At 60.8% G+C, this 22,079-nt stretch carries 23 protein-coding genes and 1 tRNA gene; 17 read left to right on the top strand and 7 right to left on the bottom strand.

Translation table 11 applies throughout. The annotated features are described in order from the left end of the window. Positions 1-259: 259 nt before the first annotated feature. Positions 260-336 (bottom strand) — tRNA-Pro (locus tag MHY08_RS08845). A gap of 78 nt (positions 337-414) precedes the next feature. Next, positions 415-1,305, bottom strand: coding sequence for a metallophosphoesterase (locus MHY08_RS08840; RefSeq protein WP_204610443.1), 891 nt, complete (start codon positions 1,303-1,305; stop codon positions 415-417). Between the two features lie 33 nt (positions 1,306-1,338). Here MHY08_RS08840 and MHY08_RS08835 point away from each other — a divergent pair, with 33 nt between their 5' ends. Next, positions 1,339-1,803: a GatB/YqeY domain-containing protein gene (locus tag MHY08_RS08835; protein WP_204610441.1), complete on the top strand. Its 465-nt coding sequence runs from the start codon at positions 1,339-1,341 to the stop codon at positions 1,801-1,803. 27 nt (positions 1,804-1,830) lie between these two features. On the opposite strand, the gene MHY08_RS08830 is transcribed toward MHY08_RS08835, so the two are convergent. Further along, positions 1,831-4,344 carry a transglycosylase domain-containing protein gene (locus MHY08_RS08830; protein WP_239193737.1) on the bottom strand — a complete coding sequence of 838 codons (2,514 nt, stop codon included), beginning with the start codon at positions 4,342-4,344 and terminating at the stop codon, positions 1,831-1,833. A gap of 144 nt (positions 4,345-4,488) precedes the next feature. On the opposite strand from MHY08_RS08830, the gene MHY08_RS08825 reads away from it, so the two are divergent. The 4 genes from MHY08_RS08825 to MHY08_RS08810 are packed head-to-tail and all read left to right on the top strand — an operon-like array spanning position 4,489 to position 6,308. Then, positions 4,489-4,812, top strand: coding sequence for a WhiB family transcriptional regulator (locus tag MHY08_RS08825; RefSeq protein WP_005323132.1), 324 nt, complete (start codon positions 4,489-4,491; stop codon positions 4,810-4,812). Between the two features lie 44 nt (positions 4,813-4,856). Then, positions 4,857-5,015: a DUF4177 domain-containing protein gene (locus MHY08_RS08820; RefSeq protein WP_005323131.1), complete on the top strand. Its 159-nt coding sequence runs from the start codon at positions 4,857-4,859 to the stop codon at positions 5,013-5,015. Next, positions 5,016-5,474 (top strand): RidA family protein, encoded by a 459-nt coding sequence (locus MHY08_RS08815; protein WP_239236321.1) that lies wholly within the window; start codon positions 5,016-5,018, stop codon positions 5,472-5,474. It begins immediately after the preceding gene. 18 nt (positions 5,475-5,492) lie between these two features. Next, positions 5,493-6,308 (top strand): MBL fold metallo-hydrolase, encoded by an 816-nt coding sequence (locus MHY08_RS08810; protein ID WP_239236319.1) that lies wholly within the window; start codon positions 5,493-5,495, stop codon positions 6,306-6,308. A gap of 221 nt (positions 6,309-6,529) precedes the next feature. On the opposite strand, the gene glxR is transcribed toward MHY08_RS08810, so the two are convergent. Further along, positions 6,530-7,213, bottom strand: a complete 684-nt coding sequence (glxR, locus tag MHY08_RS08805; protein WP_005323128.1) for a CRP-like cAMP-activated global transcriptional regulator GlxR — start codon at positions 7,211-7,213, stop codon at positions 6,530-6,532. A 340-nt stretch (positions 7,214-7,553) separates the two neighbouring features. On the opposite strand from glxR, the gene nth reads away from it, so the two are divergent. Genes nth through MHY08_RS08785 form a run of 4 tightly spaced genes read left to right on the top strand, consistent with a single transcriptional unit; the run spans position 7,554 to position 10,735 of the window. After that, positions 7,554-8,210, top strand: coding sequence for an endonuclease III (nth, locus tag MHY08_RS08800; protein WP_239230271.1), 657 nt, complete (start codon positions 7,554-7,556; stop codon positions 8,208-8,210). Positions 8,211-8,219: 9 nt separating this feature from the next. Beyond that, positions 8,220-8,783 (top strand): TlpA disulfide reductase family protein, encoded by a 564-nt coding sequence (locus MHY08_RS08795; protein ID WP_239236318.1) that lies wholly within the window; start codon positions 8,220-8,222, stop codon positions 8,781-8,783. After that, the gene (locus tag MHY08_RS08790) at positions 8,780-9,481 is read left to right on the top strand and encodes a CoA pyrophosphatase (protein WP_239193747.1); all 702 of its coding nucleotides are present in this window, start codon (positions 8,780-8,782) and stop codon (positions 9,479-9,481) included. Before MHY08_RS08795 ends, MHY08_RS08790 begins: the two co-directional genes overlap by 4 nt. 57 nt (positions 9,482-9,538) lie before the next feature. After that, positions 9,539-10,735, top strand: coding sequence for a MarP family serine protease (locus MHY08_RS08785; RefSeq protein ID WP_239193749.1), 1,197 nt, complete (start codon positions 9,539-9,541; stop codon positions 10,733-10,735). On the opposite strand, the gene MHY08_RS08780 is transcribed toward MHY08_RS08785, so the two are convergent. Both MHY08_RS08780 and MHY08_RS08775 read right to left on the bottom strand, forming a co-directional pair. Beyond that, positions 10,732-11,646, bottom strand: a complete 915-nt coding sequence (locus MHY08_RS08780) for an alpha/beta fold hydrolase (RefSeq protein ID WP_239236317.1) — start codon at positions 11,644-11,646, stop codon at positions 10,732-10,734. The two genes, MHY08_RS08785 and MHY08_RS08780, sit on opposite strands and share 4 nt — an antisense overlap. Positions 11,647-11,766: 120 nt before the next feature. Next, a complete protein-coding gene (locus tag MHY08_RS08775; protein ID WP_370658409.1) occupies positions 11,767-12,270 on the bottom strand; it encodes a phage holin family protein in 504 nt (167 codons plus the stop codon). Between the two features lie 108 nt (positions 12,271-12,378). On the opposite strand from MHY08_RS08775, the gene MHY08_RS08770 reads away from it, so the two are divergent. After that, entirely contained in the window at positions 12,379-13,095 is a 717-nt protein-coding gene (locus tag MHY08_RS08770) for an oxidoreductase (RefSeq protein WP_239236316.1), read from the top strand. Here MHY08_RS08770 and MHY08_RS08765 read toward each other — a convergent pair. Then, positions 13,092-13,973: an HAD family phosphatase gene (locus MHY08_RS08765; RefSeq protein ID WP_239236315.1), complete on the bottom strand. Its 882-nt coding sequence runs from the start codon at positions 13,971-13,973 to the stop codon at positions 13,092-13,094. The two genes, MHY08_RS08770 and MHY08_RS08765, sit on opposite strands and share 4 nt — an antisense overlap. Before the next feature lie 459 nt (positions 13,974-14,432). On the opposite strand from MHY08_RS08765, the gene ssd reads away from it, so the two are divergent. The 7 genes from ssd (at position 14,433) to MHY08_RS08730 (ending at position 21,286) form a co-directional block, all read left to right on the top strand. Beyond that, positions 14,433-15,500 carry a septum site-determining protein Ssd gene (gene ssd, locus MHY08_RS08760; RefSeq protein WP_204610425.1) on the top strand — a complete coding sequence of 356 codons (1,068 nt, stop codon included), beginning with the start codon at positions 14,433-14,435 and terminating at the stop codon, positions 15,498-15,500. After that, positions 15,497-16,675 carry a TadA family conjugal transfer-associated ATPase gene (locus tag MHY08_RS08755; protein WP_239236314.1) on the top strand — a complete coding sequence of 393 codons (1,179 nt, stop codon included), beginning with the start codon at positions 15,497-15,499 and terminating at the stop codon, positions 16,673-16,675. The genes ssd and MHY08_RS08755 overlap by 4 nt, the downstream gene beginning before the upstream one ends. Continuing rightward, entirely contained in the window at positions 16,668-17,456 is a 789-nt protein-coding gene (locus MHY08_RS08750) for a type II secretion protein F (protein WP_239236313.1), read from the top strand. Before MHY08_RS08755 ends, MHY08_RS08750 begins: the two co-directional genes overlap by 8 nt. Beyond that, a complete protein-coding gene (locus MHY08_RS08745) occupies positions 17,453-18,049 on the top strand; it encodes a type II secretion system F family protein (protein WP_239236311.1) in 597 nt (198 codons plus the stop codon). Before MHY08_RS08750 ends, MHY08_RS08745 begins: the two co-directional genes overlap by 4 nt. Positions 18,050-18,161: 112 nt before the next feature. Then, complete coding sequence (locus MHY08_RS08740) at positions 18,162-19,832, top strand: recombinase family protein (RefSeq protein WP_239236310.1); 1,671 nt, start codon at positions 18,162-18,164, stop codon at positions 19,830-19,832. A 2-nt stretch (positions 19,833-19,834) separates the two neighbouring features. Continuing rightward, on the top strand, positions 19,835-20,116 hold the full coding sequence (locus MHY08_RS08735; protein ID WP_239236309.1) for a hypothetical protein: 282 nt from the start codon (positions 19,835-19,837) through the stop codon (positions 20,114-20,116). Between the two features lie 168 nt (positions 20,117-20,284). Beyond that, positions 20,285-21,286: an AAA family ATPase gene (locus MHY08_RS08730; protein ID WP_239236308.1), complete on the top strand. Its 1,002-nt coding sequence runs from the start codon at positions 20,285-20,287 to the stop codon at positions 21,284-21,286. Positions 21,287-22,079: the final 793 nt, after the last annotated feature.

Below are 22,079 nucleotides of genomic sequence, written 5' to 3'. Positions count from 1 at the left end.
CGACAACGCTATCCCAACCGAGTACGAACACTCGATAGGAATCAGAAAAGGCCCCATGAAGTAACTAACCGTGTACCCGCCCGCGACACGCCGAGCGGACACACATTCTGCTACTTAACCCCCTTGATAAGTGGATTTGGTCTAGGTGAAAAACATCTGACTTTTCAGCGAGGTTTAAGTTCAGCGCTCAAGAGCACCCGGGGAAATGTAGGGATGCTGGCGTAACAACGAAAAGGCCCGCAGCAAAGCTGCGGGCTGTTGGTCGGGATAACAGGATTTGAACCTGCGACCTCTTCGTCCCGAACGAAGCGCGCTACCAACCTGCGCCATATCCCGGCGTTCCGCCTTGAAAAGCGGTACCTGGATACTTTAACGCAAGCTGAGCGCAATCAACAAAACGGCAGGTGGCCGGGTTTAGTCCACCTCGGTGATTTTCAGCAGAGTGGCGGAAGGGCGGCAGAAAAGGCGTACCGGGGCGAATTTGGAGGTGCCCAGACCATTGGAAACATGCATCTTCATCGGGCCGAAGTCGTGGAGGCCCTGCACGCGGTCGCGGTCGATGCCGCAATTGGTTACCAGTGCGCGGGAGCCGGGCAGGCAGATTTGGCCGCCGTGAGTGTGTCCAGACAGCGAGAGTTGGTAGCCGTCGGCCGCGAACTTTTCCAGCACGCGGGGCTCGGGGGCATGGAGGAGCGCCAGGGACAAGTCGGCGTCCTCGTTGGGCGGGCCGGCGATTTCGGAGTAGTCATCTAGATCATGGTGGGGATCGTCCACGCCGGCGACGGCAAGGCGGACATTGCCCACCTTGAATTCATGGCGGGCCTGGTTGGCATCGCGCCAGCCGTGCTCCAAGAAGGCGGCGCGCATACCGCGCCACGGCAAGTCCACATAGGAGGGCTCGCGCTTTTTGCCCAGCAGGTACTTGAAGGGATTGACCGGCTGCGGTGCCCAGTAATCATTGGTGCCGAAGACGAAGAGGCCGGGGCGAGCCAGCAAAGGACCGAGAGCGCGCAACGTATCGGGAACGGCCTGCTGGTCGGAGAGATTATCGCCAGTGTTGACCACGAGGTCCGGCTCTAGGGCGTCGAGGGCAGAAACCCAGGCAATCTTGGTCTCCTGGCCGGGGATCATATGCAGATCGGACAGATGCAGCAGCCGAAATTCCGACTTACCGCGCAGCGTGCCCTTGGGCAGGAGGGGGAGCGTATATTCCTTGAGCTCGAATTTGGTCAGTTCGCTATAGCCCCATGCCGCGGCGCCCAGGCCGGCAGCGGTGAGGCCGCCAAGAATACGTAAAAGTTTCACGGCTACCACACTACCTGGCGTACATTGATAGGCATGAGCGAGCTAAAGCAAACCATCCGTGCAGATCTGAAAACCGCAATGAAGGCCAAGGAGAAGCAGCGCACCAGCGCCATCCGCGCCTTGCTGGCCGCCATCCAGGCCGAGGAGACCAATGGCTCCCGGCATGAGCTGGAGGACGCCGATATCCTCAAGGTGATTGCGCGCGAGATTAAAAAGCGCCGCGAGTCCGCCGAGGTCTATGAGGAAAACGGCCGTCCGGAGCTGGCGGAAGCCGAGCTTGCCGACGTCCCCTTCTTCGAGGCCTACCAACCCCGCCAGCTGGACGAGTCCGAGCTTAAGGCCCTAGTGAAGGACTCTATCGCGGAGGTAGAGGCCGAAAACGGCGAAGCACCCACCATGAAGCAGATGGGTGCAGTAATGAAGGTGGCCAATGCCAAGGCCGCCGGCCAGGCAGATGGCAAGCGCCTGTCCGCTGAGGTCAAGTCCCAGCTGAGCTAAAGCGGACGAGACCGCAACGGGCGAGGCTTAGCGGCCAAGGAGGCTGCGGACATCGTTAGCAAAGCTATCGATGTCCTCTTGGCGGATGCCAAAGTCTTCCGGCGAGAACCCGCCGCCGGTATCGGTACCGCCACCACCGTTACCCGTTCTGCCGCCTGTGTCGCCAGTCGAGCGGCCCGGGCTCGTAGCACCGTCGGCATTACCGCCGCCGGTGCTATTTTGTGCGCCGGTGGAGTCGGCGTCGGCCACGCCGGAGGAAGGGGATTGGGAGGCCCCGGCGCCGTCGGAAAGCTGCAGCGTAATCTCCGCGCCCTTCTTCTTGCCGTCCTTGCCGGTAATCGCGCGAACCACGCGGCCATAAGGAACATTGCCGCCGATAACCCGGGAGGTCTTGACCACGTAGCCCTTGGACTCCAAGGTCTGGCGGGCCTCGGCCTCGGACTTGCCGCGCAGGCTATCAAGGGTCTTATCGGCCGTGGTGCCGTTGTCGTACTTCTTGTTGTAATTCGGCAGCCCGGCCTTGGTGGCTATCGGCAGCTGCGTAGCCATGCTGAAGAAGGTCTGCGCCGGCTCCAAGCCGCCGTAGAGGTTGCCCCAACCCGCGCACTGGCGCACCGGGCCGGTACACAGCGGGACGGTGGAGGTGCCATCGTTATAGATATACGGCGCGGCGGAAATGCCCTCGTTGAATCCCAAAAATGCGGAGGACTGGTTGGACTCGGTGGTACCGGTCTTGGCCGCGATAGGGCTGGAGTAACCGGCCGCCTGGGCGGCATTCTTGGCCGTGCCTTGCTTGGCGTCCTCGGACAGGGCGTTGCTCATCGCACGGGCAACACCCTTATCAACGGCCTGCTCACACGGGGTTTCCTTGAGATAGACCTCGTTGCCTTCCTTATCCGTGACCTGGGAGATGGGGTTGGGCTCGCACCACCTGCCATCCGCGGCCAGCGTGGCGCCGACATTGGAAAGCTCCAGCGGGTTGACCTGGTCCGGGCCCAAGGTGAAGGAGCCGGAGTTGGCGTCCTTGGTGTGCTGGGCAATCGAGGTCTCTTTATCAAAGCTGCCCTTGTCATCGTAGGAGCGCAGGCCCAAACGCACGGCCATATCGACGATGGGTGCCACGCCTACCTGCTCCGTGAGCTTGATAAACGGCGTATTGGGGGAGTGCGCCAGCGCTTCCTGCAGCGTCATCGTGGCCTTATAGGCACCAGCGTTTTCCACGCAGTAGCGGTTCGCCGGGCAGCCGGCAGCGCCGCCGTGGCCCAGGCCCTCCGCCTCATAGCGGGTGGGCACATCCACGGTGTTTTTGATGCCATAGCCCGCTTCGAGCGCGGCCGCGGCGGTAAAGACCTTGAAGACGGAACCTGCACCGTTGCCCACCAAGGAATAGGGCTGTGGCAGGATGGTCTCATTTTTATCCAGGTCTAGGCCATAGTCGCGCGAGGAGACCATGGCCAGTACCTTGCGGTCCGATCTACCGGGCTTGATGACGTTCATGACTTCAGCCACGCCCGGGGCATCCGGATTGGTATGGCTTTGGACGGACTCGAGGGCCTTATCCTGCACCGTTGGGTCCAGGGTGGTCTTGATGGTGTAGCCACCGCGCGCCAGCTGCTCCTCGCTAATGCCCTTCTTATCCAGGTATTTCAGCACATAATCACAGAAGAAACCGCGGTCGCCGGCGCCGATGCAGCCATTGGCTAGCGTTTTAGGCTTCTTGCCGACGCCCAGCTTCTCCCCCTTATACTTATCCGCTTCCTGTTGCTTGATATGGCCGTTATCCGCCATGGATTGCAGGACTAGGTTGCGCCGCTCGGTTACTTCCGCCGCGTTGGTATAGGGATTGAGGCGCTCAGAGGATTGGACCATGCCGGCCAGCATCGCTGCCTGCGGCACCGTGAGCTCGGAAGCATGGGTGCCAAAGTAAGTGCGGGCCGCCGCCTCGACGCCGTAGGCATGGTTACCAAAAGACACTAGGTTGAGGTAGTTGGTGAGGATGTCATCCTTATCCAATTCCGCATCCATCTTGGTGGCCATGCGCATCTCGCGCAGCTTGCGGGCCACGGATTGTTCGGTGGCCGCGGCGCGCTCTTCATCGGTGGTGGCAGAGACCAGCAAGAGGTAGTTCTTGACGTACTGCTGATCGATGGTGGAAGCGCCCTGGGAGACGCCGCCCGACGTCAGGTTGGTCCACAGGGCGCGGAAATTGCCTTGGAAGTCCACGCCTTCGTGATCATAAAAGCGCTCGTCCTCAATGGAGACGATGGCGTTTTTCATGGCTTTAGAGATCTTCTTGCTCTCCACCGGGTGGCGGCGCTGGCTGAAGACATAAGCCATGTCCTTGCCCTTGGCGTCTTTGATCGTGGTGACGCCTGGGATATTGCCGGCAGTCAGATCTTGCAGGTCAGATTGCATGGTTTCGTTAGTGCGGGCAATCGCTACACCGGAAATGCCCGCGAAGGGGGCAAGAGCCAGGGCGATGAGCGCGCCTACCAAGACCGTAGACAGGGCTATCTTGGCCAAAGATTTGATGACAGTCACGCCCCATACCCTACGTGGTCGCCCTTGGTAGGTGGAAGATCACTCGCACCCCCTAAAGTGTGACGTGTTAGACAATCTTCTACCTGGATGAATAGACTTAGATGCGTTACATAGTATTCCGTCTGGGAAGGAGCACACTCACCCATGACCGTTCGTGTGAAGACTGCTGGAATGTCTAATACAGCCCGAAATCCCGAGCGTGGTGAGTGGGTCACCCAGGCCAAATGCCGCAAGGGCGACCCGGATGCTCTTTTCGTTCGCGGTGCGGAACAGCGCAAGGCGGCCGTCATTTGCCGCCACTGCCCGGTGCTAACCGAATGCCGCGCTGACGCCCTGGATAATCGCGTCGAGTTCGGTGTTTGGGGCGGGCTGACCGAGCGTCAGCGCCGAGCCCTGCTGCGCAAGAACCCCCACATCACGGATTGGGCTCACTACTTGGCCCAAGGCGGCGAGCTCGTCGGGATTTAAGAATTTAGACGGCGTGGGGCGTATTTAATAGTTAGAATGGGCCCATGACTAAATGGGAATACGCAACCGCACCTGTTCTTACCCACGCCACCAAGCAGATCCTCGATTCTTGGGGTGAAGATGGCTGGGAACTGGTCACCGTCACCCCGGGTCCTAACCCGGAAAACGTCGTGGCCTACTTCAAGCGCGAGGTGGCAGAGTAAATGGGCTTTCATGCTCGCTTGCGGGAGCTGGGGTATGAGCTACCGGGCGTCGCCAAGCCGTTAGCTTCCTATGTGCCGGCCGTGCGCGTGGGTGATCAGGTCTGGACCTCTGGCCAGCTTCCCCTCGTAGAAGGCGCCCTGCCGCTCACCGGCAAGGTTGGCGCCGAAGTCACCACGGAACAAGCCCAGGAACAGGCACGCATCGCGGCGCTGAATGCGCTTGCCGCTATTGATGCCGAAGTTGGCCTGGACAATATCTCCCGCGTGGTAAAAATCGTGGGGTTTGTGGCCTCCGATCCGGCCTATGGAGACCAACCGGTAGTTATCAATGGTGCCTCCGATTTCATCGGTGAGGTCTTTGGGGATGCTGGAAAGCATGCCCGGTCCGCCGTGGGCGTAGCTGCGTTGCCTAAAAACGCCCCGGTAGAGATCGAACTAATCGTAGAAATTGCTGCTTGATCGGATAGGCTAGTAACTATGGAGCACCCCGCATATAGTCAATTGCGTCCCGTCAGCCAGTCCGTTGGCGTAGTCCTTTGTGATAACCCCAGCTACACCGCCCTTGAGGGCACGAATACGTGGATTATTCGCGCCGCTGAAGACTCTCGGGCGATCGTCGTGGATCCGGGTCCCGAGGATGAAGGCCATCTCAACGTTGTGCACCGCAACGCAGGTGAGGTGGCTTTGATTTTGATTACCCACCGCCACGATGACCACGCTTCGGGCGCACAGCGCTTGCGGCAGATGACTGGCGCCCCCATCCGCGCCTTCGATCCGAGCTACTGCAATGGTGCCGAGGCCCTTCAGGACGGCGAGCACATCTCCCTCGATGGCATCACCCCAAGTCTCGAGGTCGTTCACACCCCAGGCCATACCGCGGATTCCACCTGCTTCTTTGCGTGGAGCGGTGAGGTAGGAAATTCCCGCCTCGAAGGCATTATCTCCGGTGACACCATCGCCGGCCGCCACACCGTTCTGCTTTCGGAGACGGACGGTAACTTGGCTGATTACCTGCAGACCCTCGACACCTTGGAAGAGCGCGGCAAGGATATTGCGCTGTTCCCAGGACACGGTCCGGACTTGGATGACACCTCGCAGGTGGCCCGCAAGTACATTGACCGCCGCCACTACCGCCTTGACCAGATTAAGGAGATCCGCTCCCGCCTAGGCGATGATGTGGATTTGAATACCCTGGTCAACGAGATGTATGACGACGTGGACCCGGTGCTGCGCCACGCTGCGGAGCAGTCCACGCGCACCGCGCTGAAGTACTTGGACGGCGAGGCTAAATAAGCCTGTCTCCGTTCGCCCCTCTTCCTCTTTGGTGGGGAGAGGGGCTTAACTGTGTTTGTGGGCTGAGGCAGGAGGAGCGCAGGGCCGACGTATGGCCGCGGTGGGGCCTGCAGGCGGTGCGGAGTGGAGCGTACCGTGGCCACAAGTGCGGTGCGGAACTGGTTAAAAGGGGGTAAAACCAGCGAAACCCCGCCGGAGCGGGGTAGCGAACTGGCGCGGTCTTAGCGAGCGCGGCGGGCGAGGTGCTCGGTATCGACGATGAGCACGGACTTGCCTTCGAGGCGGATCCAACCGCGGTGCGCGAAGGTGGCCAGCGCCTTGTTGACGGTCTCACGGGAAGCGCCCACCAGCTGGGCAATCTCTTCCTGGGTGAGGTCGTGGTTCACGCGCAGGGCGCTGCCTTCCTGAACACCGAAACGGTTAGCCAGCTGCAGCAAGGTCTTTGCCACGCGGCCCGGAACGTCGGTGAAGATGAGGTCAGCCAAGTTGGCGTTGGTGCGGCGCAGGCGGCGTGCCAGCACGCGCAGCAGCTGCTGAGCGATTTCGGGGTGGTCACCAACCCACTTCTTGAGCAGCTCGGAGTTCATGGTGGCGGCCTGAACCTCGGTCACACACACGGCGGAGGAGGTGCGCGGGCCCGGATCGAAGATGGACAGCTCGCCAAACATATCGGATGGGCCCATGACCGTCAGCAGGTTTTCGCGGCCATCCGGGGCGTGGCGGGCGAGCTTAATCTTGCCCGAGGTGATGATGTACAAGCGGTCACCGGGCTCGCCTTCGTCGAAGATGGTGGTTCCGCGCGGGTAGCGCACGGTCTCCATCTGCTCGATAAGGTGCTGCACTGCAACGGGATCAACGCCTTGGAAGATTCCGGCGCGGGAGAGGATGTCCTGTACGCCTTCCACGTTTTACTCCTTGGATGTCGACTACGAAAGTCCATAGATGAGCCTGTGCCACATCTGGGTGCGGTCTTTCATGCACTCGACAATGCGGAACAAGCGGGGTCACTGTGTAACGCGTTTCATCTTACAGTGTAATTGGTCACTTTTGGTACTTCACAGAAATTTTGTCACACTATAGAAACTCTACTCGTGCTAGTGCACGGTTCAGGCCAGCAGTTTTGCGGCCTAGTCAGCAAAAACGACTGCCTCGAGCTTTTCCATAAGGAGGGCGAAAAGGGCGATGGCAAGTGGTACCAGAATCACGAGTGAAATCATGTTTTCCTAGTCTACTAAGCTAAACCCCATGAATTCAGCACTGTCAGCGGCCAGCGCGCCGGAGCTACGCGCACCGGAAGTAAATCGGCGTTTGGCGCAGGAATATCCGGATGCACGGTGTGCCTTGGATTATGACTCCCCGCTGCAGCTGCTCATTGCCACCGTTCTTTCCGCACAATGCACGGATGAACGCGTGAATTCGGTGACCCCTGAACTCTTTGCCCGCTACCCCGAGGCGGCAGATTATGCGGCTGCGCAGCGTTCGGACTTGGAGAGCATCCTGCGGCCGTTGGGCTTTCAGCGCGCCAAGGCGGGTCACCTTTTGGGCATCGGGGAGAAGCTGGTGGCAGATTTTCAAGGCGAGGTCCCGCGCACGGTCAAGGAACTGACCAGCTTGCCCGGTGTTGGTCGCAAGACCGCACTGGTGGTGCTCGGAAATGCCTTCGGGATTCCTGGGCTGACCGTGGATACGCACTTTAGCCGCCTCATGCAGCGGCTCGGGCTGACGGGGGAGAAGACCCCGGTCAAGATTGAGCGGGACATCGCTAAGCTCGTGTCGGAGGAAGAGTGGACGATGTTTTCGCACCGCGTCATCTTCCACGGGCGTCAGGTCTGCCATGCGCGCACGCCGGAGTGCGAAGCATGTGTTCTGCGGGATATGTGTCCAGCCGCTCGTGGGCGCTAGGCTAACGGTATGAAGAACTACGTCCTTGGCACGGTGATTGCCGCGATCCTCATCACCGTCATTGCGGTAGCTGGGGTCTCGCAGTTGCGGGGTGGGGACGGATCCGAGGAGGCGTCGCCAAGCGAGGCTTCCCCGCAAGAAGTCCCGCAGCGCCCAGACTGCCCGGCCGGCACTGTGGCTGGGGTAGAGCTGGAGTGCCTAGGCGGTGCGGCCGCCGGAAAGCCGGCCGATGAGGGCGTATCCGTGGTTAACGTGTGGGCGTGGTGGTGCGAGCCGTGCCGCGCGGAGCTTCCCTATCTGCAGGATGTGGCGGAAGCGCACCCGGACTGGCAGGTCGTAGGCGTGCACGCGGATAAGAACGCGGGAAGTGGTGCAGCCTTCTTGAATGACCTGGGCGTGGAGCTGCCGAGCTTCCAAGATTCGGATAATAAGTTCGCCGGTGAGCTGGGCCTGCCGGGCGTGGTGCCGGTGACCGTGGTGCTCAAGGACGGCGAGGTGCGCAAGCAATTTGCGCAGCCGTTTAGCTCCGCAGCGGAGATTGAAAAGGCCGTGGAGGAGGCGATTGCGGCATGAGTCAACTCCTTCCCGAGCGCACGCCAGAATGGCTCAAGCCGGCGCTGGGGGTAGACCCCAGCCAAGTGCAAGAGCTCATTGGCAACCGCCAGGCTTCGTCCCTCAATGGCACCAATGTGCAGGTGCCGGTCAAGCGGGAAGCGGCCGTGCTCATGCTGCTGAGCGGTGAGAGCGCGGAGGAGGCCAGCATCTTGCTCACGCATCGCTCGCCGTCCATGCGCTCGCACTCGGGCCAGATTGCCTTTCCCGGCGGCCGCCGGGATCCCGCGGATACTTCCCTGGTGGATACCGCGCTGCGGGAAGCCTGGGAGGAAACGGACCTGCAGCGCAACTCCGTAACCCCGCTGGAGCAGTGGGAGCAGCTGCATATTCGCGCCACCGGCAATCCGGTGAGCCCGATTTTGGCGCATTGGACCCAGCCGGGGGAGGTCTATCCCGCCAGCCCCGATGAGACCGATGATGTATTTCTCGTACCGATCCGGGAGTTAGTCGATCCGCGCAACCGCTTCATGGTGGGCTTTAGAAAATGGCAGGGACCAGCATTTCACGCCAATGGCTACGTCATTTGGGGCTTTACCGCCGGCGTGCTCTCGGCGCTTTTGCAGCATTCCGGATGGAGCGTGCCATGGGATAACAATTCAGTCATGGACCTGCGTGACTCCCTCACAAACTCCCGCAATAATGAGAAGATGTCCTAACCGCTGGTGCCGCGGTACGTATACGTCTTAAACCCCAGATAGAAAGAACCCATAGCCATGACTCCTGCGCTCTTCGTTGACGGCCTGATTGTGGTCGCCGTCCTCATAGCGCTCCTGAGCGGGTGGCGCAATGGCGCCCTCGCGGCGGTATTGGCCTCCATAGGTGTGGGCGCTGGGGTAGTGCTAGGCATTGCCGTGGCCCCAGCCGCCCTGCGCTTGGTGGAGCAGCCCTCGCTGCGCTTGCTGCTATTGGTGGGAATCCTGGTGCTTTTTGTGGGCATCGGGCAGCTTATCGGGTCCTCGTTGGGCGGCAGCGTGCGCGATCGCATGAAAGCGCGCAAGACGCAGCGCCTCGATTCTGCCGTGGGTGCGGTTTTTCAAGCCTTTGCCGCCTTGGTGGTTATATGGCTGATTTCTATCCCCGTGGCCACTAATTTAGGCGGTGCGGCCGGCCAGGGCCTGCGCGATTCCCGCATCTTGGGCAACCTCAACTCGGCCGCACCGGCGCAGGTAGCGTCGCTGCCCAATGGGGTGGCGGCGATGCTCAACGAGTCCGGCCTGCCGCCGCTAGTCTCGCCGTGGCAAAACTCGATTAGCACCGAGGAAGTAGAAGAGCCGGACCCAGACGTGCAGGATCCGGAGATGGTGCGGCGCATGCGGCCGTCTATCATTCACGTGCTTGGCGACGCCGAAGAGTGCTCCCGCCGCCTCATGGGTTCCGGCTTCGTGGCGGCCGATGACTACGTGATCACCAATGCTCACGTCGTGGCCGGCACGCAGACCGTGCGCTTGGATACCAAGGTGGGCCTTAAGGACGCGACCGTGGTCTACTACAACCCGGATGTGGATGTGGCGGTGCTGCACTCGCGCGACCTGGGCATCGATCCACTGCCATGGGCCCAGGCCCCAGCCCAGACGGGCGATGATGCCATGGTCATGGGCTTCCCGCACTCCGGGCCTTTCGACGCCGAGATGGCGCGCGTGCGCGATCGCATCACCATTTCCGGCCCGGATATCTACTCGCATGGTCGCGTGGAACGCGATTCCTACACCGTGCGCGGCAAGATCCAACAAGGAAATTCCGGCGGGCCGCTGGTCAACACGGCCGGCGAGGTCCTCGGCGTGGTCTTCGGCGCCTCGGTGGATGATTCCGAGACGGGCTATGCCTTAACCGCCGATGAGGTCAACGCCCAGATCGGAGACATCACGCAGCTTACCCACCCGGTTGATACCGGGGAGTGCGTGGCGCACTAGTTATGTTCTTGTAGCCAGGCCGCCAGCATGGAAACGAAATCCGCCGGTGCTTCCAGGTGAGGAAGGTTCTTCGCGCCGGGGACGGTCGTGGCGGTGAATCCGCGGCGGGCGCGCGAGGCGGCGCGGCGGACCACAGGGTTCCACAGTCGCTGTTGGGCGTGGATGAAGAGAACGGGACGCTCTACTGCCAGTTCCACCCAGGTCAAGGGGACCACGGCGGTGCGCATGCGGTGGTTCCACAAGATTCCACGGCGGACGCTGCCGATGCGGGAGGCGCGCAGGCGGAGATCGAGGATGCGGTCTAGGGTGGCGTCGGCAAGCAAAGGCCCCGTATCCAGCTCCAGCTCCTTGCGATAGGCGCGGGGGCTAAGCAGCAGGTTTTGGGCGCGGGTAACGCGCGGCAGGCGGCACAGCAGCGAGCGCAGGTTAATCCAGCCAAAATCCCACGGCCGGGCGGCAATCGCGCGGCGCAGATCTACCGGGTGGGCGGCGGAAATGGAGGCCAGGCCGCGCACCCGCTCAGGGCGCTCAGCAGCCAGGCACCAAGCCACCGCGCCGCCGGTATCGGCGCCTACTACAAAGGCGTCGTCGTGGCCCAAGGCTTGGATCAGCCCGCTAATATCGCCCACCAAGGTACGGATATCCTGTCCCGGATCAATGGGTGGCTTATCGGACATGCCAAAACCTCGCATATCCACGGCCGCGACGTGGAAGCCGCGTTGGGCAAGCGGCGCTATGACGTCCTGATAATCGAACCACCCGCCAAAAGCGCCGTGGATAAGCACCACTAGGGGCTGCGTGCTATCGCCCGCCGTGGCTACGTGCAAGCGGATGCCGCGGGTGTGGACGAACTCATGCGCATAAGGTCCATCCAGCTCCACCGTTGAGGGAGGCAGGGGTGCGAAGGCCATGGTGCCGCCTTTCTATAGTTGGGGCAGAAACGGTAGAGAAAAGGGGAGGAAGTACACAAAATCCGCCCCAGGCTAGCTAGGGCGGATAGAGGGGTGCACGTACGCGTGGCGCCTGCCGGTTTAGGTGTAGAGGCCGTGGGTGTTCTTACGGTCCAGGGACTTCTGCGCCTTGCCCGGAACCAGGTTCTTGAGCTCCTTGGTGGAATCAATGGTCTTCTGCGGGGCCTTGACCTGCTTGACATTCTTCAGGCCAATGAAGGCCAGGATGCCGGCGAGGACGATCATGATCAGGAAGACGATCAGGAACGCTGCCCAGCGGTCCAGCCAGACGGCGAGAAGCTCGGCCAGGAAGAAGAAAAAGAAGAAGGAGCTATACAGTGCGATGGTGCCTGCGCCGCCGAAGAGGCCTGCACCGATGCCGCCCTTCTTAGCGGACTCTGCCAGCTCGGTCTTGGCTAGCTCCACCTCGGAGCGCACGAGCTGGGACATCTGCTCGGTGGCGTTGGAGACCAGCTGGCCTACCGAGGTCTCGGACGAGGACGTATCCACGTCACTCAAAGGGATAGAGTTCACCTTCGGTGCAAATTGATCAGTACCGTCGGTAAAAAGTCCATCGTTGCTCACGATTAATTCTCCTCGCGTTTATCTAAACCTTGTAATGTCCCCAATAATAATGGAATCACTATTATCCCATGGTGCCACGCATACTTAGGGACTTCCACGGCTATCCTAATGGATATGTCAGAAAATGACGCGTTATCCCCGCTGTTTCGCCTGCCGGGGGTGAAAGAAAGTGCAGAAAAGGCCGCCGCTGCCATCGCCCGCGCACACCGCCGACCTGCAGGATTGCGCAAGTTTGAGGTTATCTCTGCGGAGTCCCTCATGCGCGGCGCCCGTGCCAGCGTGGCGCTGGACGGCCACGCCATCCCCCCACATCCGGGACCGGAAGATATGGAAGAAGGGCCGCTGGCCAGCGCTGTCAGCGCCTATTCCGTGGCCGCCCCGGAACTCTTAGATGCCACGGTGCGCTCCTTTGCCCGGGCACCGTTGCAGGTACTGGCGCGCATTGACGTCGCGGCCGGCGGCACTGGTATTCCGGCCGGCGAGAGTGCGCGCTTGCAAGGGCTGGGCCGGCTCATCGCGCAGGGTGGCGGTCCCGCCTTCGATCTCTTGCTGCCGAGTGTGGTCCATGCCGAGATTGCCGTCGGCGAGTTCTTTGGCCCTCGCAGTGGCCTCGTCGCCCGCGTTGCCTCCCGCCTCGCCGCGGTGCATACGGGCTTTGACCCGCGCGGTTTCGCCGTGCCCGAGGTCTACTACACCCGCCACCGCGCCGAGTATGCCGCCGCGGTGGGCAATTACCGCACCGCGCTTGCCGACGCCCTCTTAACCCACCTCGCCGCCTGGACCGCCGGCGGCAAAGAAGCCGACGCGATTGCCCGCGCGGCCTAGGAGGCGCGCCGTGGGCCCCGCTTGGGCGGGCCGGGGCGGCCCGGGTGCTGGGCGAGCCACAGGCCAGCGCCGATAACTGCCGCGGTACCTGCCAGAACGGAGGCGCCGATTCCAATTTCTTTGGCGGTCGGTGCAGGCAGGAGCGGCTCTGGGTCCTTAAAGGAGCGGATCTCCCATTCGTGGGCGAGGGCGTGGCGCTTTAGTTGCTTGTCCGGGTTGACGGCGACGGGGTGGCCTACCTTTTCCAGCATCGGGACATCGGTAGCGGAATCCGAGTAGGCGTAGCTGGCATTAAGGTCGAGGTTTTCTGCCGCTGCGGTCCGCTCCAAGGCCTCTGCTTTAGTGGGGCCCTTGCAGTAGAAGAGCACCTCGCCGGTAAAACGGCCGTTTTCCTCTGCCAATTCGGTGGCTATGACGTGCTCGACGCCGAGTTCCTCTGCGATGATGTCCACCAGCACGGCCGCGGAGGCAGAGACGATGACCACGTGGTGGCCAGCGGAGCGGTGGGCGCGGATGAGTTCGCGGGCCTCGGCATAAATGAAGGGCGTGACCACGTGATGCATGGTGTCGCGGGCGATGGCGCGCACCTCGTCCACGGACCACCCGGTGACCAGTGCAGTGAGCTGGTCGCGGGTGGAATCCATGCCTTCGCTGGTCAGGCCGGAAAACATATAGCTGGCCTTAGCAAGTGAGAGCTGCAGTGCTTCGGCCGGCGAGATGAGCCCGTTGTGGAGGAACTCGCGACCAAACGCATAGGCCGAGGAGGTGGCGATGATGGTCTTATCGAGATCGAAAAACGCCGCGGTGCGTGCGGGGTCGCCGCCGGTGCGGGTTGCGCTGGCGGGGCGGGGATGACGGGGCTCGCGGGAAGTAGGCATGATGTGCTGCCGAGTGTAGCCGCCCTCAGCGCTTGCTGGTGTAGAAGTGGCTGGCGTTAACGGTGATTTGTATGTCACTAATGTGGGATTGGGAACCCGCGTGGGGGTGGCGCTGAGTGAACATGCATTCGGTGCAGGTCAGCGCCGTGACCGTGGAAATCTGCTGTTAGCTGTTGTGATTGGGTGGCGAACATGTCATAATAATGCGTGCAAGGCCCCGATATACTGTGCGGCCTGCCCCGGCTCACCCCCCCGAGGCCGGGTTACTGACGGCCCGCGCGCACACCCCCCGATGCGCGGGCCGTCACCTATATCTACCGCCGTGCGGAGCGGGTTATCCACAGATTTTTGGTTGAAACGACAACCAAACTAGGTCCACATGGTGACGTCTGGCGGGTTATCCACAACGCTGCTGCCAGAGCCTCGCTGCGGTTGCGCGACTGCTTCAGGCTATGAGGCATGAACGCATTACACCCTGATTCCGCCGTCATCGTTGTCGCTATTGGTGACGAAGCGCTGCGCGCCGAGGCCGTTCACGCCGCGGCTGCGACCAGCCACGATGTGCTGACCGTAACCGATCCCCGCGATGTCCCGCGCAGCTTGCCCGGCGCCTATGCGGTGCTGGTTGATTCCTTGATGGCCCGCGTGGTGGCAGCAGCGCGGCGCACCCACACCGCGCCTGCGCCCGTGCTTTTCCTGGCCGCGGACCCCGGGCCGATTGACTACGAGGCGGCGCTCGCCTGCCACGCGGAGAGCGCCTTTATCATCCCCGCCCAGGTGAAGGAGTTGCTGGCGAGCATCGCCGCGGCGGGCGCGCCGCAGGAAGCGTGGCCGGGCAGTGCGACCATCGCCGTGGTTGGCGCGAGCGGTGGGGTGGGCGCTTCTACCTTCGCGGCCGCGCTGGCCCGCACCCAGTGCGCAGCCGACGGTCGCGCCCTGCTTATCGACGCCCACCCATACTCCGGCGGCCTCGACCTCCTGCTCGGCGTAGAAGCGGAACCGGGGGCGCGTTGGCCGGAGCTTACCGTGGGCGATGGCAGCATCGATGCCGCCGATCTCTACCGCGCGCTGCCATCCACGCCTGATGGGGTAGCGGTGCTCTCGGCCGCGCGCAGCACCGTCGCGGATCCCTTCCGCTTGGACATGGACCTGCTTGCCCGGGTGGTAGGGGCGGCCCATGCGGGCGAAGGGGTATGCGTGGTGGATTGCACCCCGGAGACTATCCCGGATGCCTGTACCCACGTGGTCATCGTGGTGGCCGCGGAGGTGCGATCGGCCGCGTCGGCCGCGCAACTTCTGGTGCGTCTCGATGCTGCGCGGCGCAGATGCGTGGTGGTGCTGCGGCAACGCCAGTGGGCGTCGTTAAGCGCGGCAGAAGTAGAACGCATCGTCCACAGCACGGTGCTGGCAGAATTGCCGACGCTCCGGGGCCTCACCCGCGCGGTGGAAATCGGCGGCCTGCCGCAGCGCCTCCCCGCACCCTTGCGCAAGGCCGCCCGCGCGGTCCTCGAGGAGGTCGGCGTATGAGCGAGCATAAAGCAGCACAAGAAACGCTGGAAAAGATGCAGCGCATCATTGCCGCCGAGCCCGAATTGGTGCATGATGCGGCAGCTCTGGCCCGGCGCATTCGCGCAGAAGCCGGCGTGATTAGTGACGTTGCAGTGCTCGACCTGCTGCGCCGCCTGCGCCAAGACGCCACCGGGATGGGCCCGCTCGATGCGGTGCTGGGGCGCGAGGGTGTCACAGACGTCGTAGTCAACGGGCCACACGCGGTATTCATGGACCGCGGCGAAGGCCTCGAGCGCACCGATATCACCTTCCGCGATGATGCCGAGGTCCGCCAGCTGGCCAGCCGGCTTGCGGCAGCTTCAGGCACGCGCCTCGATGATGCGCAGCCCTTTGCCGATGGCCGCGTCACTCGCCCCGATGGTGTCGTATTGCGCGTCCACGCACTGCTGAGCCCGCCCGCAGTGGCCGGGACTTGCCTGAGCCTGCGCGTATTGCGCCAAGCGCAGACCACCCTGCCCCAGCTTGTAGACAATGGCACGCTGCCAAAAGACATCGCGGCGCTGCTGCGCGCCGTGGTGGACAAACGCATCTCCTTTCTAGTCATCGGCGGCACTGGTTCCGGCAAAACCACCCTGCTCTCCGCGCTGTTGGGAACCGTCTCCGAGCGCGAACGCATCCTCGTTATCGAGGACACCGCCGAGCTCTCCCCACACCACCCGCATTGCGTCAGCGTGGTCTCGCGCCGGGCCAACGCGGAAGGAAGCGGCGAGGTCACGATGTCACAACTGCTGCGCCAAGCGCTGCGCATGCGGCCGGACCGCATCGTGGTGGGAGAGATCCGCGGCCGCGAGGTGGTGGATCTCCTCGCCGCGCTCAACACCGGCCACGACGGCGGCGCCGGCACGCTGCACGCCAATTCCCTGTTTGAAGTCCCAGCCCGCATGGAGGCTCTCGCCGCCCTCGGCGGCTTGGACCGCGCGGCGCTGCATTCGCAATTGGCGGCGGCTGTGCACATGGTGCTAGCCATGGAGCGCACCCCACAGGGCCGCCGCCTCGCCCATATCGGCCTGCTCGAGGGAAACCCAGTGACCCCACGCATCATCTGGAGCGCCGAAGATGGCCCGGCAGACGGCTTCGCGGAATTCTCCGCGCAGCTGCTGGGCGAGCATGCCGGGGAGGTCAGCCATGCTTAGCTACCTCATCCTTGCTGCTGCGCTGCTTATACCCGCGCCCTCGAGTGCCGGCCGCTTGGCCTCAGCCACGCGCCGGGCACAGGCCAGCTCCGTGGTGATCCTAGGCGCAGTCTTTTGCGGCAGCCTGGTCTTCTACTCGGTGGGACGCATTAGCATCGCCATCGCTGCCGCCATTATCGCGTGGTGTGTGTCCTGGTACGCGAAGGATATTGTGGCCGCACGGACAGAGCGGCGCGGCCGCGAGGGGCTGGCCGCCTACCTGGGCGTGGTCACCGCGGACCTGCGTGCAGGGGCGACCTTGGCTGGGGCGCTCGCCCGCGGCGTGGAGTCCCTTCCAGCTACCACCCCGCGCGAGGTATCCGCAGCACTAGAATCCACGGCCACCCTCGCCACGCGCGGTGCGCCGCCGCACATGGCGCTGATAGAAGCGCAGGGCGGCAAGGCTCTGCCAGAGCTTCACCGCTTAGGTCACTTATTAGAGCTATCCACCTACCACGGCATAGCGGTGGCCAGCTTGCTCGACCAAGCCCAAAGCCGCCTCGACGCTTCCCGACGCCACCAGCAATCCACCGCCGCTAGCCTGCAAGGCCCCCAAGCCACCGCCACGGTGCTCGCATGCCTGCCCATAGCCGGCATCGCCATGGGCGGGGCCATGGGTGCCAACTCCCTCGGCTTCCTTTTAGGCGGCGGATTAGGCGGCATCCTCCTCGTGGCGGGCGTGGCGCTGGCCTGCGGCGGGTTCGCCTGGTCGCGCGTCATTATCCGGAAGGCGGCAGCATGACCCCGCTCATTTTTGTGGCCCTGGCCGCCCTTATTGGCCTGCCGCCGCACACCGCCCGCTTGGCGCCTGCCAGCGCAACCGAGACCACCGCCAAGACCCCGCGCGATGGCCCGACCGCGCGCGGGGGACTGATAAGCAAGCTGAAGCCCGCAGCACCGCTGGACCCACTGGCAGTAGCTGGCGACGTCGAACTCTTCGCAGCATGCCTGGCCGCGGGGCTATCCGTGCACGGCGCCACCACCGCGGTGGCCCGCACCGCGGATGCCCAGACCAAGGAACTGTGGGAGACCGTCGCCGCGCTGCTCGGCGTGGGCGTTCCCGCGCAGTCCGCGTGGGGCCACATGAAGGGCCATGCGGGGCTGGAGGACTTAGCGCAGCTTGTCATCATGTCGGGCCAATCCGGCGCCACCATCGCGGCCGGATGCCAACGAATCTGTACTTCCTTGCGCGCGGAAGCATCCGCCCACGCCACGGCGCAGGCGGAGCGCGCAGGAGTATTTATCGCCCTCCCGCTGGCGGTGTGCTTCCTGCCAGCATTCATCGTTCTAGGACTTGCGCCCGTAGTCATCAGTTTGGGCGCACAACTTCTCTAAACCTCACGTGAAAGGACACTAATCATGCACGCACTAAATAAGTATTCCCAGCTCATCCGCAATGACGAGGGGATGAGCACCATCGAATACTCTGTAGTCTAAGATTTATACCATGATGGATAATAAGCTAAAAGCACTGGTAGTAGTGCGTATTTCTAGACTAATGGAAGCCTCTTCTTCCCCGGAGAGGCAAGAGCAGGAGTGCAGGGAACTATGCCAGCGAATGGGCTGGGAGGTAGTAGGAGTTGCTAGTGACCTTAACGTAAGTGCTGGTGCCACTACACCGTTCGAGCGTCCAGAGCTGGGCTCATGGTTGGGCTCTGGTAAGGATAATGACCCTGGACGCTCCCACGAGTTCGACGTAATAGTCTTCTGGAGGCTAGACCGCCTGGTCCGTAGCATGACTCAGCTTTCTAGCCTTATGGGCTGGTGTGAGCAGAGAGACGTTTACCTAAAGTCGGCTACCGAAAGTCATATTGACACCACTACTGACATGGGCCGGATTATGGCGATGCTCGTAGGCTCTTTTGCCGAAGTTGAACTTGCAGCGATTAGGGAGCGTACTGGAGCAGACCAACACCACCGCATTATTAGCGGCAAGTACAGGGGCGCTGTGCCCTCCTGGGGCTATAGGCCAGTGCAAGATAGTTCTGGTGGATGGAAGGTTGAACCAGACCCTGTACAGGTTAAGCAGGTTCATAAGGCAGCGGGGCTTGTGCTCCAGGGCGTGAGCATGAACGAGATTGCCAGGCAGTTTAATGCAGCGGGTGAGTTAACCCCTAGGGCGTTGAATGATGCGCGTCAAGGCCGTGAGCCGCGTAAGAGTCAGTGGCGCGGTAACCGGCTCAAGAGCATGATTACCTCGAAGGCAATGTTGGGCTATGCGATGATTCGTGAGCCTGTTCTGGATAAGAGCGGTAAGCCAAAGCGCAATAGGAGCGGCCAGAAGATTTATGAGCCCGAAGCCAAGGTTGTGGTGAAAGATGGAGCCCCGGTAAAGCGTGCTGCGGCCATCCTAGACCGGGACACCTGGGAAAGGGTGTGCAAGGAGCTTGCTTCTCGAGAAGTTGATGTTTCAGCCCGCTCGCATTCCCTGTTGCTCAATGTCCTGTTTTGCGGTATCTGCGGTAATCCTGCTTATAAGATGAGTCCGAACAATGGACGTAGACCTACCTACCGTTGTTCCACTGCTCAATTAGGCAAGCACGGTAAATGTTCTACTAAGACCTTGCAGGTTGATGAAGAGTTCATCGAAGATACGGTTACCAATTCATTCCTAGGTCTGCTCGGGGACAGTGTAAGAGCTGTAAAGGTCTGGGATGAGGGTGTTGACCACTCCGAAGAGCTTGCTGAGCTTGAGGCTGGTATTCGTGAGCTTGCTAACGAGTTGCCTCGTTACCGTGCTGGTACTACCGCGTTCGATGCAATTACATCGAATATCGAGACAATGCAAGAGCGTCTAGACCAACTCGAAGCTGAAGGTGTTAGGCCCGCTGGTTGGGTTTGGGAGCCCACCGGCCAAACGATCCGTGATTGGTGGGAGGCCTCCTCGGTTGTAGAAAGAAACGCTTACCTCAGGGAATGTGGGGTTAAGGTCACATTCGAACATCGGGAGAACCGTAAACGTGGTGAAGCTCCGGATGTACAGATTTCTTACGAGAATATTCCGGGTGTTGTTTCGGAGTTAGAGCCTGGGGAAGGCGCTTCTCGTGCTGTGCAGGTACTCGAGAAGGTGCCTGAGGGGCACAAGATTGTGATTCAGACAGAAACAGAGGAGAAGTAACGATGGAGAAATTGCACTGCTTAACCGATGAACAGCTCGCCGCTCTACCTCGTACCCCGGAAGTTCAGTTAGAAATCCAAAAGCGACTCTATGAGTCGGCTAGTGAAGCGGTAGAAGCCTGGAACGAGGAAGCTAACCAGCTAGTCAGCATCGAGGATGCAGCGGCTGAGTTGGGCTGGAGTCTCGAGCAGATGCTGGAGCAGTTGGTTCAGGATGGTTTGCTGCTCGAGCTTGATGGTGAGCTGGTGGCTAGTCCGCACCCTGATATTCAGCACATGTCCTGAGAGCCGTTTTAAGGCCTTAGAACATGGTTTCGGTATGTTTACCCCTTTGGAGTGTCGCTAGGCGCTCTATGAGGCCGTTAACCGCTCCTCGAGCTTCGCTCTGTGGTGCTAGAGGCCTCTAATGGCCGTTGTTTGTTTATTTAGATTAGAAGGAGTGTTTTAAGAAATATGGAGCAGAGTTTATTCGATACACCGGAGGTTCTGAGAGACATTCTGGGCATCGTTAAAGATGAGGATTTAGGCCTGCCTACACAGGCGGATAATTGGCTTATTCCCGGTGTTGTGTGCACTACGAATACCGTTGTCTATGGTCAAGCTTCGGCTGGTAAATCAATGGTTATTAGTAACATAATCGCCAGCTTATTTGATGGCAGGAACTTTTTTGATATTAAACCAGCCCAGAGCGGGTTAAAAGGGTTGGTTATTTGTTCTGATGCTAAGGCTGAGTTCGAGTACAAGCAACGGCTGCATAACATTAACGCCACCGGCGCGGTGGAGTACATGGCTGACGCTGGTGTTATCACCCCGGGCCAGTGGGGAATGATTACAGAAGCTGTGCGTTATATCGGCTATGACTACGTGATTGTTGACCATGCTACGGGTGTGGTTGATGGTGACGTTATCGCCCGTGAGCCGTGGCAAAAGTTTTGGCAAGAGCATGTGCGTAGCCTGAACGTTCCCACTATCGTGGTAGCTCATTCGTCGGATTCTACTTTCCAGGGCCAGGTGTCACACCGGCCTATGGGCAATTCTGGCGTCACTCAGTTCTCAAGGTGCGAGGTTGAGGTGTTCACCAAGGGGAATACTAAGTTTGCTTCTGAGCCGTTGAGGGAGCTTAGGTCTAAGAGCCGTTATGGTCAGGGCGTGGCACGCAATTTCCGCATCATCGACCCGGGCATCGTTGTGGCTGAAGAGCAGGCTGAGAAACCAGCACCAAAGCAGAGGGATAATGAGACTCTGGATAAGAATGCTCGGATTGCCCGACTCGCTGCACGGTCTAAGGCTTCTACTGTTACGGGTGTAGCTGAGGATATTGCTTCTGAGGTTGGAACAACTGCTCGCACATTGAGCGCTCGTAAACTTCCGGAGCTTGTGAGTATCGGACTTTTGGTGAAGAACCAGAACAAGACCAACGGTGTATATTCTCCCGGCCCTAAGCTGAAAATGTAGGGTGTGCACTTTTTCTGTTTATGCAGGTCACAGGGTTACAAAATGCACACCTAGGGTGTGCACTCTTCTGCATTTCCCCTGGTCACAGACGTGCACATGCACACTGCACCCCCCTTATAGTATCCCCCACTTATCTATTCCCTAGAAGGGCGCAATGAGCGCCCGCGTAGGGAAGCGAATAATTACGGCTATGGTCTAGCCGTGATTGTGAGCATAGGAAGTGAAAGAATGAGCACGATTACTTCGTGCTTATGAATGAACGATTAAACACAGGGAGATTATTAGCCCGACCTCCAAAGCGTCGGGCTGGTAATCGACCGGATAAAGCATAAGGGCTTATGGATATTAAGCCCGTTGCGTTATGCGAGTAGCAACCGACTCTGGAGGTTGTGTAGGAGCATATTGTTTAGGCGGCAAAATCGCCGCCTTGTATTTATCTATTTCCTAGGCATGAGCAATAGCCGGAAAGCGCTATTGCGATTAGTCGGTCTATCGACCTCCACTGATATACAGCGGCCTGAGTGGCCGCATAGTAGCAATAGCCCTCGAGTGCTATTGCCCCTTAGTCGGCCTAGTGGCCTCTATTGATAAAGCGGCTTATCGCCGCTATTACCCGGCCATAGTGGCCGGTGGTTTTACTCTCCTAAGAGCAAGGTAGACTACCTTGCATTAATAATTATTTATACTCCATTGGATAGGCTCAGGTGCTCCTCTGAGCCGATGGTAATGCTCCTCGTGCCTGCGGTGCTGTAACGCTCTAGCACCATGAGCGAAGCTCAGGGAGCGATAAACG

The sequence above is a fragment of the Corynebacterium sp. ACRPJ genome (genome assembly GCF_022347345.1).
GTDB classification, from domain to species: Bacteria; Actinomycetota; Actinomycetes; order Mycobacteriales; family Mycobacteriaceae; genus Corynebacterium; species Corynebacterium tuberculostearicum_D.
Note: the sequence above shows the minus strand (reverse complement) of the source record. Positions and strands in the feature narration are given on the sequence as shown.

Bases quoted from the DNA above. Each gene is read 5' to 3' on its own strand.
- MHY08_RS08810 (WP_239236319.1), top strand. From the start codon at position 5,493: ATGGAGCACCCCGCATATAGTCAATTGCGTCCCGTCAGCCAGTCCGTT.
- MHY08_RS08755 (WP_239236314.1), top strand. From the start codon at position 15,497: ATGAGCGAGCATAAAGCAGCACAAGAAACGCTGGAAAAGATGCAGCGC.
- MHY08_RS08795 (WP_239236318.1), top strand. From the start codon at position 8,220: ATGAAGAACTACGTCCTTGGCACGGTGATTGCCGCGATCCTCATCACC.
- MHY08_RS08835 (WP_204610441.1), top strand. From the start codon at position 1,339: ATGAGCGAGCTAAAGCAAACCATCCGTGCAGATCTGAAAACCGCAATG.
- MHY08_RS08780 (WP_239236317.1), bottom strand. From the start codon at position 11,646: ATGGCCTTCGCACCCCTGCCTCCCTCAACGGTGGAGCTGGATGGACCT.
- ssd (WP_204610425.1), top strand. From the start codon at position 14,433: ATGAACGCATTACACCCTGATTCCGCCGTCATCGTTGTCGCTATTGGT.
- MHY08_RS08740 (WP_239236310.1), top strand. From the start codon at position 18,162: ATGATGGATAATAAGCTAAAAGCACTGGTAGTAGTGCGTATTTCTAGA.
- MHY08_RS08730 (WP_239236308.1), top strand. From the start codon at position 20,285: ATGGAGCAGAGTTTATTCGATACACCGGAGGTTCTGAGAGACATTCTG.
- MHY08_RS08790 (WP_239193747.1), top strand. From the start codon at position 8,780: ATGAGTCAACTCCTTCCCGAGCGCACGCCAGAATGGCTCAAGCCGGCG.
- MHY08_RS08770 (WP_239236316.1), top strand. From the start codon at position 12,379: ATGGATATGTCAGAAAATGACGCGTTATCCCCGCTGTTTCGCCTGCCG.
- nth (WP_239230271.1), top strand. From the start codon at position 7,554: ATGAATTCAGCACTGTCAGCGGCCAGCGCGCCGGAGCTACGCGCACCG.
- MHY08_RS08825 (WP_005323132.1), top strand. From the start codon at position 4,489: ATGACCGTTCGTGTGAAGACTGCTGGAATGTCTAATACAGCCCGAAAT.
- MHY08_RS08785 (WP_239193749.1), top strand. From the start codon at position 9,539: ATGACTCCTGCGCTCTTCGTTGACGGCCTGATTGTGGTCGCCGTCCTC.
- MHY08_RS08815 (WP_239236321.1), top strand. From the start codon at position 5,016: ATGGGCTTTCATGCTCGCTTGCGGGAGCTGGGGTATGAGCTACCGGGC.
- MHY08_RS08735 (WP_239236309.1), top strand. From the start codon at position 19,835: ATGGAGAAATTGCACTGCTTAACCGATGAACAGCTCGCCGCTCTACCT.
- MHY08_RS08745 (WP_239236311.1), top strand. From the start codon at position 17,453: ATGACCCCGCTCATTTTTGTGGCCCTGGCCGCCCTTATTGGCCTGCCG.
- MHY08_RS08765 (WP_239236315.1), bottom strand. From the start codon at position 13,973: ATGCCTACTTCCCGCGAGCCCCGTCATCCCCGCCCCGCCAGCGCAACC.
- MHY08_RS08820 (WP_005323131.1), top strand. From the start codon at position 4,857: ATGACTAAATGGGAATACGCAACCGCACCTGTTCTTACCCACGCCACC.
- MHY08_RS08750 (WP_239236313.1), top strand. From the start codon at position 16,668: ATGCTTAGCTACCTCATCCTTGCTGCTGCGCTGCTTATACCCGCGCCC.